Genomic DNA, 14,794 nt, shown 5'->3' with positions numbered 1-14,794 from the left:
CGTCACCGACGGTAGGGCAACAATTGTTCCTGGGGCAAGCGATTGGCTACCCTGACCCTCCAACGAGGTAGGGCGACAGGGCCGTTGAGGAGGGTGCATGGCGCCGAGGAGTCACTCCACGGCACGGCAGGTTCGGTTGGGCACCGAGCTGCGTCGACTGCGGGAGGCGGCGGGGCTGAAGGCTCGCGAGGTGGCCGGACTGCTGAACTCGACCTCGACGCAGATAAGCCAGGTGGAGCTGGGCTTCACCGGTGTGAGCGAGGCTCGTGTGCGGCGTCTCGCTGCTCACTACGCCTGTACGGACGAGGCGTTGATCGAAGCGCTGGTGGCGATGGCGACCGACCGGACGCGGGGCTGGTGGGAGGAGTACCGGGGTGTGCTGCCGCCGGTGTTCATGGACTCGGCCGAAGCCGAGCACCACGCGACGTTCCTTCGCGAGATCGTGATCACCCGCATCCCGGGGCTCCTCCAGACCCCGGACTACGCACGCGCGGTCTATGCCTACATGAACCCCGAGTTGCCCGACGAAGAGGTCGCCCCCAGGGTGGAGCACCGGATGCGGCGCCGTGCTGTCATCGAGGGTGACGATCCAACCCCGTACGAGGCGATCATCCACGAGGTCGCACTGCGGCTCCGTGTCTCCGACCGTGAGTCCTCGCGTGCTCAACTCCGTCAGATCCTGGATCTGGTCGAGGAGGGTCATGCGTCCGTGCGCGTGATCCCTACTGACCAGGACGGCTTTGCCGGTTCCGGGGCCTCAATGATGTTCGTGGGAGGTCCCCTGCCCAGGCTCGACACCGGGCTGCGGGACTCGCCCACCGGGGTCGCGTTCATTGATGCCGAATCTCAGCTGGACCGGCTGCGGATGCTGATCCGTAGGGTGGAAGGCGCGTCGCTGGACCCCGTCGCGTCGCGTGACTTCATCCACCGTCTGGCGAAGGAACTCTGATGAACTGGCGTAAGTCCTCGTACTCCGATGGCGGCGATGGTGACACCTGCGTCGAGGTCGCCGAGCTGCACCCCCGAATAGCCGTCCGCGACTCCAAGGCCCCCTCCCGGGCCACCCTCTCCTTCCCGGAGGCGTCGTTCACCGCCCTGATCGACCACCTGAAGGAACACCCCTGGTCAGACGCCCGCCTCAGCGGCTAGCGTCCCCGTATGGCAGCCTTCGATCCCTGGGACCCGGCCTTCCTCGCCGACCCGTACCCCGCCTACGCCGAACTGCGTGCCAAAGGCCGGGTGCAGTACTTCGAGTCGACGAACCAGTGGCTCGTCCCGCACCACGCGGACGTCTCCGCGCTGCTCAGGGACCGCAGGCTCGGGCGGACGTATCAGCACCGGTTCACGCACGAGGACTTCGGGCGGACCGCGCCACCCGCCGCGCACGAGCCGTTCCACACGCTCAACGACCACGGGATGCTCGACCTGGAGCCGCCGGACCACACCCGGATCCGGCGACTGGTGTCGAAGGCGTTCACGCCGCGCACGGTCGAGCAGCTCAAGCCGTATGTGACCAAGCTGGCCGGTGAGCTGGTGGACCGGCTCGTCGCGGAGGGCGGCGGCGACCTGCTCACCGATGTCGCCGAGCCGCTCCCCGTCGCGGTGATCGCGGAGATGCTGGGGATCCCGGAGTCGGACCGGGCGCCGCTGCGGCCCTGGTCGGCGGACATCTGCGGGATGTACGAGCTGAGCCCGGCGGAGGACGTGGCGGCGAGGGCGGTGCGGGCGTCGGTCGAGTTCTCCGAGTACCTGCGGGAACTGATCGCCGAGCGGCGCAAGGAACCCGGCGACGATCTGATCTCGGGGCTCATCGCCGCGCACGACGAGGGCGACCGGCTCACCGAGCAGGAGATGATCTCCACGGCCGTGCTGCTGCTCAACGCCGGTCACGAAGCCACCGTGAACTCCACGGTCAACGGCTGGTACGCCCTGTTCCGTAACCCGGAGCAGCTGGCCGCCCTGCGCGCGGACCACTCCCTCGTCCCGCGGGCCGTCGAGGAGCTCATGCGCTACGACACCCCGCTCCAGCTCTTCGAACGCTGGGTGCTGGACGACATCGAGGTCGACGGGACGACCATCCCGAGGGGCGCCGAGATCGCCATGCTCTTCGGTTCCGCGAACCACGACCCCGAGGTGTTCCAGAACCCCGAGCATCTCGACCTCACCCGCACCGACAACCCGCACATCTCCTTCAGCGCCGGTATCCACTACTGCATCGGCGCCCCCCTGGCCCGTATCGAACTGGCGGCCTCCATGACGGCCCTGCTGGAGAGGGCCCCGACGCTGACCCTGGCCGCGGAGCCGGAGCGCAAGCCGAACTTCGTGATCCGGGGGCTGGAGGGACTGCGAGTCGAGGTGATGTGATCACTCGTTCGGCTGATCAACGGGTGATCAGGGCACGTGCTTCGTCCGGGGCTCGCCACACTGGCCACAGCCTGAGAGGGGGTGCACCATGACCGTTATGGCAGAGCGCACAGTGCAGACGTCCCAGATGTCGGTGGAGGAGTTCGAGAGGATCGCCGCCTTCGCCGCCAAGGAGACCGACGACACCGTCAGGTTCGAGTTCATCAACGGACGGATCGGGGTCAAGAAGGTGGCCGATGGCGACCACAACACCATTGTCCTGTGGCTGAGTAAGGGCTGTATGCGTGTCAGGCCCGATCTGGACCTGTACCAGGGGCAGGGGCTGATGGTCGAGAAGTACCGAGAGGGCCGGGCCCGTCCCGACGCAGTGCTGGTGCCCGAGGATCACTTCGCCGGGCACGGCGAATGGGCCGGCCCGGGCGGTGTGCTCCTGGTGCTTGAGGTCACGTCGTACGATTCCGACACCGACCGGCGTGACCGTCAGGAGAAGCCGGTTGCCTACGGCGCCGCAGGCATCCCGTTCTACCTTCTGATCGACCGGGACGCCTGCACAACCCAGCTCTACAGCGATCCGGACCCGGATGTCGGGTACGCCAACTGTCGTACAGCGTCGTTCGGTGTCCCGCTCATGTTGCCCGAGCCCCTCGGCATCGAACTCGACACCGAGAAACTCAAGCAGTACGTCGACTGACCCCCCCGGCGTCGCGTCGTCAGGTCCCGTTGTGGAAGCTCCGTCGACGGCCCACCCACCGCACCAGCAGGGTGAAGACGAGGAGCGGCAGAAGCGCTCCCCCCAGCACCACGAACGGCAACTCCGTGAACAGGACCTTCAGGTTCATGCCCTCGTTCTCGAAGCTGCCGCCCAGGTGGCGTTGGGTGCGGGGCATGGACAGCCACAGTGCCGGGGCCGCGATCGCCCCCGCCGCCGACAGCGCGCAGCCCCCGCAGGTCACTCCGTCCACTCTCCGCTTCATGCAGGGAGGGACGCGCGAGCCCGGGCCCACGGTTCACGTCGTCAGGTCTCGTCGCCGTAGCCCCGCCAGGCCGCCCGCCACCAGCACCGCCGCGAGCGCGAGCAGCACCAGCACCGGTTCCCACTCCATCCCGCCGCCCGGCAGCTTCGGCAGGTGGCCGAAGGGGGAGAGGTCCAGGATCGGTTGGGGGGCGTCCAGGGCCGGGCCCACCCAGCCGATCAGCAGAACCGCTCCGGCGACTCCCCAGGACAGGGGGGCCAGCCGTGGGGCCACCCCGTACAGCAGGACCGCGAGTCCGCCGATCACCCACACCGCGGCCACCTGCACCAGGCACGCGCCCAGGATCGGGCCGGCCTCCTTGCCGTAGCCCACGGCGAAGCCGAGGCCCGCGAGCAGCATGATGAGCACCGAGCCGCCGAAGGCGATCACCAGATGGCCGAGAGCCCACCGCAGTCGGCCCACCGCGTTCGCCAGCAGCGGTTCCGCCCGCATCGAGGTCTCCTCGCCGTGCAGTCGCAGTACCGACGCGACGACGTACAGCGCGGCCACCAGTCCCAGCATCCCGGTCATCGAGGCGAGGAAGGCATCCGTGATGCCGGACTGTCCGCCCATCCGCTCGAAGATCTCGCGGGCCTTGTCGTTGTCACCGACCAGGTCGGCCACGCCGTCGGTGAGGCCGCCGTAGACCACCCCGGCGAGGAAGAAGCCGGTCGACCAGCCGAGGACGCTGCCGCGCTGGAGCCGCCAGGCCAGGGCCCCTGCCGTGCCCAGGCGGCCGGAGGGAGGTCCCGGGCGCGTCGGCACGAAGCTCATGCCCACGTCCCGGCGGCCCGCCAGTACGTAGGCCAGCGCGGCCTGCGCCGCGATCGTCGCCGCGAACAGCCCCAGTACCCACCAGCGTTCGTCCGCGAAGGAGCGCAGCTGCGACAACCAGCCCAGCGGGGACAGCCACGTCAGCACCGACGAACCCTCAGTCGACGCCGAGTCGCCCGCTGCCCGCAATATGAAGGCCGTGCCGAGCACCCCCGCCGTCAGCCCCCGCGCCAGCCGCGCGCTCTCCGTCAGCTGCGCCACGATCGCGGCCATCGTGGCGAAGAGCATGCCGACGGCGGCAAGACCCAGGCCGAACGCCACCGCACCCCCAACTCCCTGGCCCGCCAGACCCGCCGTCACCAGCAGCGCCAGCACCCCGCTCGCCACGGCCGCCGCCAGCAGCGCCGCCGTCAGCGAGGCGCGGCGGCCCACCGCGCCGGAGGCGATCAGCTCGTGCCGGCCGCTCTCCTCCTCGTCACGGGTGTGGCGTACGACGACCAGGAGCGCGGTGACGGCGGCGAGCGCGCCCGCGTAGACGCCGACGCGCCAGGCGGTGAGGGCGCCGAGGGAGTCGTCGAAGACCGGGCCGATCAGCGCGCGGAGGGAGGAGTTGGTGGCGACCTGGTGGAGCAGGTCGCTGCGCTCCGCCTCGGTGCCGTACAGGCCCCTGAGGGTGTTCGGCATGGAGAGGACCATGAGGGCGTTCACCGACACCCACACCGGGATCATCACCCGGTCGCGGCGGAGCGAGAAACGCAGCAGGGCGCCCGTGCCCGCGAGGGAGGTCATGACGCGGCCTCGTCCTGGTAGTGCCGCAGGAACAGTTCCTCCAGGGTCGGCGGGGTCGACGTCAGCGTGCGCACGCCCGAGTCGGTCAACGACCGCAGTACGGCGTCGAGTTGCTCGGTGTCGACCTGGAGCCGGACCCGGCGGCCCTGGATGTCGAGGTCGTGGACGCCGGGGAGGCGGGCCAACCCGTTGGGGGCGCCCGCGAGTTCGGCCGTGACGCTGGTCCGGGTGAGGTGGCGCAGCTCGGCCAGTGAACCCGACTCCACCGTGCGGCCGCGCCGGATGATGCTGACCCGGTCGCAGAGTTCCTCGACCTCGCTCAGGATGTGCGACGACAGCAGGACCGTACGGCCGCGGTCGCGCTCCTCCTCGACGCAGCGCCGGAAGACCGCCTCCATCAGCGGGTCCAGGCCCGATGTGGGCTCGTCCAGGATCAGCAGGTCCACGTCCGAGGCGAACGCGGCGACCAGGGCGACCTTCTGGCGGTTGCCCTTCGAGTAGGTGCGGCCCTTCTTGGTGGGGTCCAGCTCGAAGCGTTCGATCAGCTCGGCGCGGCGGGCCGGATCGAGGCCGCCGCGGAGACGGCCGTACAAGTCGATGACCTCGCCGCCCGACAGGTTCCGCCACAGCGTCACGTCCCCCGGGACGTAGGCGATGCGTCGGTGCACCTCGACCGCGTCCGTCCACGGGTCGCGGCCCAGCACCTGCGCGGCGCCGGAGTCGGCGCGCAGCAGGCCGAGCAGGACGCGGAGGGTGGTGGACTTGCCGGCGCCGTTGGGGCCGAGGAAGCCGTGCACCTCACCGGTCTCGACGTCCAGGTCGAGGCCGTCGAGGGCGTGGGTGCCGCCGAACGACTTGTGGAGTCCGGAGACGCTGATTGCCTTCGTCATGCTTCGGAACGTACGCTTCTTTCAGAAATTTGTGAAGTTAAGGAAGCGTATGAAGCCCCGTTAGGGTGGTGACCATGACGGATGCGGCGGGGCGTGATCAGGATGCGGTCTCGAAGTTCGTGGAGAGCTTCGCGGCGCAGCTCGTCGAGGCCGGGATGCAGCGCATGCCGGCCCGCGTCTTCGCCGCGCTCCTGTCCTCCGACGAGGGCACCATGACCTCCGCCGAACTGGGCGAGCAGCTGCGGATCAGCCCTGCAGCCGTCTCCGGGGCGGTGCGCTACCTCGCGCAGACGCACATGGTCTCGCGCGAGCGGGAGCCCGGTTCACGCCGTGAGCGCTACCGGGTGCACGGCGACCAGTGGTACGAGGCCCTGACCAACCGTGAGGCCATCATCAAGCGGTGGGAGAGCGCCCTGCGCGAGGGCGTCAGCAGCCTCGGCGCCGACACCCCGGCCGGACGCCGCATGGCCGAGACGCTCGCCTTCTTCGAGTTCGTCGAGGGCGAGGTCGCGGCCATGATGGAGCGGTGGCGGGTGCACCGCCACCAGCTGTTCGGCGACTAGGAGTCGAGGGGCTACCGCTCCTTGGTCTCCTCCAGCACCGTCCGCCCCAGCAGCAGATACCGCTCCGGTGACCGGCGCTTGAGGTACTGCGCGTACCCGATGCCCAGTGCCGCGACCGCCGCCACCAGCCACGGCGTGGCCTTCAGGACGAGGGAACCCGACTCCGTGCCGGCCGCCGCGCCCATGTTGGAGACCAGGAGCACGACCACGGCGAGCATCGCGACGCCGCCGACCAGCGGGGCCGTGAAGGTCCGGAACCAGTGGCGGCTCTCCGGGTGGTTCTTGCGGAAGTACGCCAGCACCGCGAAGGAGCACACGGCCTGGACGATCAGGATCGCCATGGTGCCGAGGATGGCGAGCAGGACGTAGGTGCCGTTGTACGGGTCCTTGCCCGCCGCCGCGAACGCGAGGAGCAGGAGTCCCGTCACCACCGTCTGCACCAGGCCCGCGATGTGCGGCGAGCCGTGCCGGGCGTGGGTGCGGCCGACGGTGTTCTTCAGGACGGGCAGGACGCCCTCGCGGCCCAGCGCGTACATGTAGCGGGCGGCGCAGTTGTGGAAGGCCATGCCGCAGGCCAGCGAGCCGGTGATCATCAGCCACTGCATGACGTCTACGGCCCAGTGGCCGACGTACTGCTCGGTGGGCCCGAAGAAGAGCTGCAGGGGGTTGTCGGTGGCGACCTTGACGGCGTTGGACTCGCCGGTGCCCGAGATGGCCATCCAGGAGACGAAGACGTAGAAGACGCCGACGCCGAGGACGGAGATCATCGTCGCCTTGGGGATGATCTTCTTCGGGTTGCGGGACTCCTCGCCGTACATCGCCGTCGACTCGAAGCCGACCCACGACCAGAAGGCGAAGAAGAGGCCGAGTCCGGCGGAGGTGCCCTTGAAGGCGTTGACGGGGTTGACCGGGTCGAGGCTGAAGCCGTTCGGGCCGCCGCCGTGGAAGGCGACCGAGATCGCCATCGCGGCGAGGATGGTCACCTCGGTGGCGAGCAGGACGACGAGGAGCTTCTCGGCGACCGAGATGCCGAACCAGGTGCCCATCGCGTTGATCGCGAGCATCAGGACCGCGAACGCCCACCACGGGATGTGCAGCCCCGTCTGGTCCTTCAGCGTTCCCGTCGCGAACGTCGAGAAGATGCCGATGAGCGCCGGTTCGAAGACGACGTACGCGAAGGTGGCGAGCAGGCCCGAGGCCAGGCCGATGGTGCGGCCGAGGCCGTAGGAGATGAAGCCGTAGAAGGCGCCCGTCGAGGTGATGTGCTTCGCCATCGAGGTGAAGCCGACGGAAAAGATTGCCAGGACGACCATTGCGACGAGGTAGCTCGCCGGGGCGCCGATGCCGTTGCCCGCCGACACCATGAAGGGCACGTTGCCGGTCATCGCGGTGATCGGCGCGGCGGTCGCCACGGCCATGAAGACCACCCCGAGCAGGCCCACAGCGTTGGCCTTCAGTCGGTGGACAGAGGCGTCCCCGTCCGTGTCCGCCGCCGGGGCGACTCCTTCGTCCACTGCCATCGGATGGCCCCTCTCCTTGCCCGTCCACTGTGTGTCGAACCGGAACTCTGTAGCCCGAATGAGTCGCGCAAGGGTCTCGGGGCGTTAAAAGTTTGTCAACCAGACCTTTAGAAATCTGGTGGCAACACGGGGCTCGTAGCGTCGTCGCATGAGCTATTCGTCCGTGCTCGGCGGTCGGCGCCACCGCTTCGAGAGCCTCGCCCGCCTGCTCGCCGCCGCGAGCTCCGAACGCTCCGGTGACCGCCTGGCCGGACTGGCCGCCGCGTCCGAACAGGAGCGGGTCGCGGCGCGCTGGGCGCTCGCCGAGGTACCGCTCGCGGACTTCCTCGCCGAGCCGCTGATCCCGTACGAGACCGACGACGTGACCCGGCTGATCCTGGACACGCACGACGCGGCGGCGTTCGCGCCGGTGGCCTCGATGACGGTCGGCGGGTTCCGGGAGTGGCTGCTGTCGGAAGCGGCTTCCCCCCAGACCCTGGCCGCCGTGTCGCCCGGGCTCACACCCGAGATGGTCGCGGCGGTCTCCAAACTGATGGGCAACGCGGACCTGGTCGCCGTGGCCCGCAAGGTCAGCGTGGTCACCGCGTTCCGCTCCACGATCGGGCTGCCGGGACGGCTGGCCACCCGGCTCCAGCCCAACCACCCCACCGACGACCCGGCGGGCGTGGCGGCGGCCCTGCTGGACGGACTGCTGCTGGGCTCAGGCGACGCGGTCATCGGCATCAACCCGGCGACCGACAGCCCCAGGGCCGTACGGGACCTGCTGGAACTCCTCGACGGAGTGATCCGCCGGTACGAGATCCCGACCCAGTCCTGTGTGCTGAGCCATGTCACGACGAGCATGGACCTGATGGAACGCGGCGCCCCGGTCGACCTGGTCTTCCAGTCGATCGCGGGCACCCAGGCGGCCAACGCCTCCTTCGGGGTGACACTGGGTCTGCTCGACGAGGCGTACGAGGCGGCCCTGAAGCTGGAGCGGGGGACCGTCGGCACCAACGTCATGTACTTCGAGACCGGGCAGGGCAGCGCCCTGTCGGCGGGCGCGCACCACGGGGTCGACCAACAGACGGTGGAGGCACGGGCGTACGCGGTGGCCCGCCGCTACGACCCGCTGCTGGTCAACACCGTCGTCGGCTTCATCGGGCCGGAGTACCTCTACGACGGCCGGCAGATCCTGCGCGCCGCCCTGGAGGACCACTTCTGCGGCAAGCTGCTCGGACTGCCGATGGGCCTGGACATCTGCTACACGAACCACGCGGACGCCGATGACGACGACGTGGCGACCATGCTGACCATGCTCGGCGTGGCCGGCGCGTCCTTCGTGATCTGCACGCCGGGCGGCGACGACATCATGCTCAACTACCAGTCGGCCTCCTACCACGACGCCCTGTACCTCCGGGAGGTTCTGGGCCTGCGCCCGGCGCCGGAGTTCGAGACCTGGCTCGCCTCGATCGGGCTGCTGGACGAACGGGGCGGCATCCGCGAGGTCTCCGGAGAGATCCACCCGTTGACGGCGATCGCCGGAAGGGAGTCGGCGGCGTGAGCGAGGTGACCGTACACACGGAGGGAGTCGGTGGCATGTCCGAAGTAGCCGTACAGGCAGGTGAGTTGTGGGCGGAGCTACGGCTGCGCACGCAGGCCAGGATCGGGCTCGGCCGGGCCGGCTCCGCGCTTCCCACCCGGCACCGCCTGGAACTCCAGGCCGCCCACGCGGCCGCGCGGGACGCGGTGCACTCGGCGTTCGAGCCGGACGTGATCGCGGCGGGGCTGGCGGGGACGCCGACGGTACGGGTGCGCAGCGCGGCGGCCGACCGGCTCACCTACCTCCAGCGCCCTGACCTGGGCCGCCGCCTCGACCCGACGGACCGCGCGCACCTGCCGGTGGGGGAGTGGGACGTGGTCTTCGTCGTCGCCGACGGGCTCTCCAGCCGGGCGGTGCACGAGCACGCGGCGGCGGTGGTGCGTGGTACGACGGCCCTCCTCGGGGACTGGCGCGTCGCCCCGGTCGTCCTCGCCGAACAGGCCCGCGTGGCCCTCGGTGACGACGTGGCGGCGGCGATGGGCGCGGCGATGGTGGTGGTGCTGATCGGCGAACGCCCCGGTATGTCGGCGGCGGACTCGCTGGGCGCGTATCTCACGTACCGGCCGGTCCCGGGCACGACGACGGACGCCGACCGCAACTGCCTGTCCAACATCAGGCCGCCGCTGGGGCTGTCGTACGAGGGCGCGGCGGTGAAGCTGGCGGGGCTCATGGGGCGGGCCAGGGAGCTGGAGCTGACGGGCGTGGCCCTGAAGGACGAGACCGATCACGGCGAAACCGCCGAGCGCCTGCCCTGAGCGCCCCGCGCGACCGCCGCGACCTGCTCCGGGACGACTGCCTGGAGCCGCCCCGAGGCCCACCCGTGACTGCCCTGAGCTGTCCCGGACCTCCGCCCTGAGCTGTCCCGAAGGGCTCACCGGGACCGCCCCGAGCTGCCCGCGGCGACTGCCCTGTGCCGATCCGAAGAGCTCACCCGACTGCCCTGCGCTGTCCCGGGCGTCCGCCCCCGAGCTGTCCCGGGCATCCGCCCTGAGCCGCCGCGAAGGGCTCACCGCGACGGCCCCGAGCTTTCCCGGGCGACGGCCCTGACGCCCCGGGCGGCCGCCGGACCTCCGCCCCGAGCCGCCCCGAAGGGCTCACAGCGACCGCCCCGAGCCGCCCCGGGTGACCGCCCCGAGCCGCCCGCCGAGCTCACCGCGCCCCCCGAGCCGCCCGCAGGGCTCACCGCCCCCCCCCGAGCCCCCCGCCGAGCTCACCGTGGCATCGTGAGCCGCAGTGCTCCCTCCCGTACCACCCACGTCCGTCTCCGTACCGGTCCCGCGACCCCCGTGTCCGCCCGGTAGCGGAAGTCCGATCCCGTGACCGTCACCGTCCTGCCCGAGGCCAGCAGCGGGGAGGCCTCCGCGCCCACCGACAGCGGGCGTACCTCGACCGAGGCCAGGCCGCCGCCGGAGCCCGGGGTCACAGACACCGCCTCCAGGGGCTGGTCCAGGTCGACCAGCGTGACGCCGTCCACCTCCACCCGCAGGCGGGCGGGGCCGGGCGCGGGCACGAACGGCTCCCGGGCGGGCCGGGCCGGTACCAGGGTCCGTACGAGCGACTGGTAGGTCCGCAGCCAGGGCCGTCCAGCCGCCGCCTCGGCGGGCTCCGGGACCGACAGGGGCGGGATCCGCAGCGTGCCCAGCACCACCCCGTCGCTGTCGTCGACCAGCAGGTCCAGCCGCCGCTCGGCGCCGTCCAGCACCGCCCGCGCGGCCGCCACCGCCCCCGTCGGCAGCCCCAGCGTGCGGGCGACGCCCAGCACCGGGCCCACCGGGACCACGGACAGCACACATTGCGCCAGTTCCCGCTGCCGGTGCAGCAGCACCACCGCCCGCATCAGCGCGCGGTCGTCACCGACCACCACCGGCCGCCGGGAGCCGCGCCGGGCCAGCGCCCGGGCGAATTCCTCGGGCCCCTCCGGCAGGCACACCTTTGTCGCCGCACCCGCGCTGAGCACGTCTTTCACGATCCGTACGGACTCGCCGTCGGTCTGTCGGGCGACCGGATCGATCACTACGAGCAGCTGATCGGAAGTCGCGGAAGTCGCCACCTCGGCCATGCCTCGCTTCCTCGGGTAGCATCTTTGTGCAAGAGCCCCTTGCGCTATTGCGCCAGGGGCTTCGTCTATTCCGGGGCACCCGGGTCCGACGGGCAGCGGCCGACCACGGCCGTTGGTGCACGCGACGGTGAACCGTACGCGCACATCCCTGACCTTGGACATGCCCCGCCCGGAAGGGGTGTACGCGCGTGCCCGCACTTGTGCTGCTCGGTGCTCAGTGGGGTGACGAAGGCAAGGGAAAGGCGACGGACCTTCTAGGTGGATCCGTCGACTATGTGGTGCGCTACCAGGGCGGCAACAACGCCGGCCACACGGTAGTCGTGGGCGATCAGAAGTACGCCCTCCACCTGCTCCCTTCCGGAATCCTGTCTCCGGGGTGCACCCCGGTCATCGGTAACGGTGTCGTCATCGATCCATCGGTCCTGTTCTCCGAGCTGAACGGACTGAACGACCGCGGAGTCGACACCTCCAAGCTCCTGATCAGCGGTAACGCCCACGTCATCACGCCGTACAACGTCACCGTGGACAAGGTGACGGAACGCTTCCTCGGAAAGCGGAAGATCGGCACGACGGGGCGCGGTATCGGACCGACCTACGCGGACAAGATCAACCGCGTCGGCATCCGCATCCAGGACCTGTACGACGAGTCGATCCTGACCCAGAAGGTCGAGGCGGCCCTCGACGGCAAGAACCAGCTCCTCACCAAGGTCTTCAACCGCCGCGCCATCGAGGTGGAGCAGGTCGTCGAGGAGCTGCTGGGCTACGCGGACCGGCTGAAGCCCTACGTCGCCGACACGGTCCTGCTGCTCAACCAGGCCCTGGAGCAGGACAAGGTCGTCCTGTTCGAGGGCGGCCAGGGCACGCTCCTGGACATCGACCACGGCACGTACCCCTTCGTCACCTCGTCGAACCCGACCGCGGGCGGCGCCTGCACCGGCGCCGGCGTGGGTCCGACGAAGATCAGCCGGGTCATCGGCATCCTCAAGGCCTACACGACCCGTGTGGGCTCCGGCCCCTTCCCCACGGAACTCTTCGACGCGGACGGCGACGCGCTGCGCCGCATCGGCGGCGAGCGGGGTGTCACCACCGGCCGTGACCGTCGCTGCGGCTGGTTCGACGCGGTGATCGCCCGTTACGCGACCCGCGTCAACGGCCTCACCGACTTCTTCCTCACCAAGCTCGACGTCCTCACCGGCTGGGAGCAGATCCCGGTCTGCGTGGCGTACGAGATCGACGGCAAGCGCGTCGAGGAGCTCCCCTACTCGCAGACCGACTTCCACCACGCGAAGCCGATCTACGAGAACCTCCCCGGCTGGAGCGAGGACATCACGAAGGCCAAGACCTTCGCCGACCTCCCGAAGAACGCCCAGGACTACGTCAAGGCGCTGGAGGAGATGTCCGGCGCCCCGATCTCCGCGATCGGCGTGGGCCCGGGCCGGGACGAGACGATCGAGATCAACTCGTTCCTCTAACGCCCGCTTTGGCGACGCCGACGGTTTTTCGGAACTGTCGGCGTCGCCGGTGCGGAGTCAGCGGCGGGTGGCGCGCAGCACCGAGACGCCGGCCGGGGTGAGGGTGTGCAGGACGCTGGTGGCGTGCCGGATGCTGATGATCAGCCCGGCGTCGCGCAGGGCGGTGGTGTGCTTGCTGGCGGAGGAGCTGGACACTCCGGCGGCACGGGCGATCTCGCCGGTGGTGGCACCGGTGGCGGTGACACAGAGGACGGTGGCCCGGGTGCGCCCGAGAAGGGTGCTCAACGGGGCCGGTACCGAGCCGTCGGGTAAGGCCTCGGCCTGCGGGGAGGCCGGCAACGACTCCGGCGCGGCGGCCGGTCTGTGCAGGATCGGGTAGACCAGGACCGGCGACAGCGTGGGGTCGGCGAGACCGATCGGGGTGTGCCAGCAGAAGTACGACGGGACGAGCACCAGCCCGCGGCCGTTCAGGCACAGGTCCCGTTCGGCGGCGGGATAGTCGACGTACAGCACGGGGCTGCGCCATCTCATCGTGGGCGCGAGCCCGGCGAGCATGCCCTCGACGCCGCCGTCGAGCAGACCCCGGCAGCGGGCCGACCGGTCGGCCTCGAACCGGGCCTGCATCTGGTCGGTGTGCGGGGCGATGACGGCTTCGTGGTAGCCGCGGATCGCCTCGACCAGCTCCTTTCGGGTCTCGGTGTCGGCCAGCCGCGGAGCCCAGGACGGCGCACCGACGCGGCGGTCGAGGATCGACATCTCGTGCAGGACCCGGTGCGGCGGTGTGGCCAGGATGGCTTCAAGGCCGGGGCCGAGCCCTTCGGCGGACTCGGCGGGATTCAGGAAGTCCGGGTAGTACGCGGCTCTCGGGAACAGCGGCAGCAGCCCGGTCCGCAGGACCCGGTCCAGCCGTCTCTCGCGCAGCCGGGCTCTGCTGACGCGATGCCAGGCCGCGAAGGCCCAGCGGCCACGGCGGCTCTGGAAGCGGTGCAGGCTGGTGGCGATCTCCCACAGTGGATCCGGATGGGCGGCCACGCGGATCCGGGCGAGATCCCGGTCGGTGAAGTGGATACGGAGCATCGCGTTCTCCCCCAAGGCCTTGGTGTTTGCCACCGGGCGACACAGCATGGCCGAGCCCGACTTGCTCGGCAATAGTTCCGTTGATCTCACGGACCACTTCGAGACAGCGGCCCGGAATTCCGGCGCCGATATCTCGAATGCGGTTCGGGCAACCCGGTTAACGGGTCGAATCAACGGAAGGACGGAAAGGCAAATGCCTGTACGGAATGAGAAGTCACGTATACGCCGGCGGCTCGGACTCCTCGCCGGTCTGACCGCCATGGTGGCCGCCGGCGGTGCGGTCGTCGCGGCTCCGGCCTCGGCGGGACCCAACTGCGCCTCGGGGTACCACTGCGTCTTCTACTCCACGATCGACTCCGCCCGGCACTCGTACTTCAACAGCGACTCCAACTTCAGCGGTGACACCTTCAACCAGTCGAGCGGTCAGGCCGGTTACGGCGCGGCCGTGGACAACAACGTGTGGTCCGCCAGTAACTCCAGCACCGGGGGTTACGAGAGCCACTACTACGACGGTGCGAACTACTCGGGATTCCTGTTCTGTGTGAATCCCGGTGACTACATCGCCTCCACCGCCAGCAACGGTGGAAACACCAGCACCACGAACGGCAGCGGGCTGACCAGCGGCCTGCGCCAGCGGGCGAGCTCCCTCCAGTTGCGCGGGACGACGTCCATCGACTGCTGGTAACAGCGG

15 protein-coding genes are annotated in these 14,794 nt (G+C 70.1%); 9 read left to right on the top strand and 6 right to left on the bottom strand.

Annotated elements, in window-relative coordinates; translation table 11 throughout:
- Positions 1–97: 97 nt before the first annotated feature.
- The 4 genes from ACFYRX_RS24615 to ACFYRX_RS24600 all read left to right on the top strand — a co-directional run bounded on the left by ACFYRX_RS24615 (position 98) and on the right by ACFYRX_RS24600 (position 3,055).
- Positions 98–949 carry a helix-turn-helix domain-containing protein gene (locus ACFYRX_RS24615; protein WP_389103459.1) on the top strand — a complete coding sequence of 284 codons (852 nt, stop codon included), beginning with the start codon at positions 98–100 and terminating at the stop codon, positions 947–949.
- Positions 949–1,149 carry a DUF397 domain-containing protein gene (locus ACFYRX_RS24610; RefSeq protein ID WP_389103456.1) on the top strand — a complete coding sequence of 67 codons (201 nt, stop codon included), beginning with the start codon at positions 949–951 and terminating at the stop codon, positions 1,147–1,149. Before ACFYRX_RS24615 ends, ACFYRX_RS24610 begins: the two co-directional genes overlap by 1 nt.
- 9 nt (positions 1,150–1,158) lie before the next feature.
- On the top strand, positions 1,159–2,364 hold the full coding sequence (locus tag ACFYRX_RS24605; RefSeq protein WP_389103453.1) for a cytochrome P450: 1,206 nt from the start codon (positions 1,159–1,161) through the stop codon (positions 2,362–2,364).
- Positions 2,365–2,452: 88 nt separating this feature from the next.
- On the top strand, positions 2,453–3,055 hold the full coding sequence (locus ACFYRX_RS24600) for a Uma2 family endonuclease (protein WP_389103450.1): 603 nt from the start codon (positions 2,453–2,455) through the stop codon (positions 3,053–3,055).
- Between the two features lie 19 nt (positions 3,056–3,074).
- Here ACFYRX_RS24600 and ACFYRX_RS24595 read toward each other — a convergent pair whose 3' ends face one another.
- From ACFYRX_RS24595 to ACFYRX_RS24585, 3 genes are read right to left on the bottom strand one after another with little or no spacing between them, the layout of a single operon-like run.
- Complete coding sequence (locus ACFYRX_RS24595) at positions 3,075–3,326, bottom strand: hypothetical protein (RefSeq protein WP_389103447.1); 252 nt, start codon at positions 3,324–3,326, stop codon at positions 3,075–3,077.
- A gap of 45 nt (positions 3,327–3,371) precedes the next feature.
- Positions 3,372–4,940: an ABC transporter permease gene (locus tag ACFYRX_RS24590; protein WP_389103444.1), complete on the bottom strand. Its 1,569-nt coding sequence runs from the start codon at positions 4,938–4,940 to the stop codon at positions 3,372–3,374.
- Positions 4,937–5,830, bottom strand: coding sequence for an ATP-binding cassette domain-containing protein (locus tag ACFYRX_RS24585; RefSeq protein WP_389103442.1), 894 nt, complete (start codon positions 5,828–5,830; stop codon positions 4,937–4,939). Before ACFYRX_RS24585 ends, ACFYRX_RS24590 begins: the two co-directional genes overlap by 4 nt.
- Before the next feature lie 74 nt (positions 5,831–5,904).
- Here ACFYRX_RS24585 and ACFYRX_RS24580 point away from each other — a divergent pair, with 74 nt between their 5' ends.
- Entirely contained in the window at positions 5,905–6,393 is a 489-nt protein-coding gene (locus ACFYRX_RS24580) for a GbsR/MarR family transcriptional regulator (RefSeq protein ID WP_389103439.1), read from the top strand.
- Positions 6,394–6,404: 11 nt separating this feature from the next.
- Here ACFYRX_RS24580 and ACFYRX_RS24575 read toward each other — a convergent pair whose 3' ends face one another.
- On the bottom strand, positions 6,405–7,913 hold the full coding sequence (locus ACFYRX_RS24575) for an APC family permease (RefSeq protein WP_389103436.1): 1,509 nt from the start codon (positions 7,911–7,913) through the stop codon (positions 6,405–6,407).
- A 148-nt stretch (positions 7,914–8,061) separates the two neighbouring features.
- Here ACFYRX_RS24575 and ACFYRX_RS24570 point away from each other — a divergent pair, with 148 nt between their 5' ends.
- On the top strand, positions 8,062–9,456 hold the full coding sequence (locus ACFYRX_RS24570; RefSeq protein ID WP_389103433.1) for an ethanolamine ammonia-lyase subunit EutB: 1,395 nt from the start codon (positions 8,062–8,064) through the stop codon (positions 9,454–9,456).
- A gap of 35 nt (positions 9,457–9,491) precedes the next feature.
- A complete protein-coding gene (gene eutC, locus ACFYRX_RS24565; RefSeq protein WP_389103430.1) occupies positions 9,492–10,250 on the top strand; it encodes an ethanolamine ammonia-lyase subunit EutC in 759 nt (252 codons plus the stop codon).
- A 455-nt stretch (positions 10,251–10,705) separates the two neighbouring features.
- Here the strand turns inward: eutC and ACFYRX_RS24560 are convergent, their stop codons facing one another.
- Positions 10,706–11,554: a diacylglycerol kinase gene (locus tag ACFYRX_RS24560; protein WP_389103427.1), complete on the bottom strand. Its 849-nt coding sequence runs from the start codon at positions 11,552–11,554 to the stop codon at positions 10,706–10,708.
- 188 nt (positions 11,555–11,742) lie between these two features.
- Between ACFYRX_RS24560 and ACFYRX_RS24555 the strand changes: the two genes are divergently transcribed.
- Positions 11,743–13,026: an adenylosuccinate synthase gene (locus tag ACFYRX_RS24555; RefSeq protein ID WP_389103425.1), complete on the top strand. Its 1,284-nt coding sequence runs from the start codon at positions 11,743–11,745 to the stop codon at positions 13,024–13,026.
- A gap of 57 nt (positions 13,027–13,083) precedes the next feature.
- Here ACFYRX_RS24555 and ACFYRX_RS24550 read toward each other — a convergent pair whose 3' ends face one another.
- Positions 13,084–14,103, bottom strand: coding sequence for an ArsR family transcriptional regulator (locus tag ACFYRX_RS24550; protein ID WP_389103698.1), 1,020 nt, complete (start codon positions 14,101–14,103; stop codon positions 13,084–13,086).
- A gap of 193 nt (positions 14,104–14,296) precedes the next feature.
- Here ACFYRX_RS24550 and ACFYRX_RS24545 point away from each other — a divergent pair, with 193 nt between their 5' ends.
- Positions 14,297–14,788: a hypothetical protein gene (locus ACFYRX_RS24545; protein ID WP_389103422.1), complete on the top strand. Its 492-nt coding sequence runs from the start codon at positions 14,297–14,299 to the stop codon at positions 14,786–14,788.
- The last annotated feature ends 6 nt before the right edge of the window (positions 14,789–14,794 follow it).

This window comes from Streptomyces sp. NPDC005374 (genome assembly GCF_042872225.1).
GTDB lineage: Bacteria > Actinomycetota > Actinomycetes > Streptomycetales > Streptomycetaceae > Streptomyces.
Note: the sequence above shows the minus strand (reverse complement) of the source record. Positions and strands in the feature narration are given on the sequence as shown.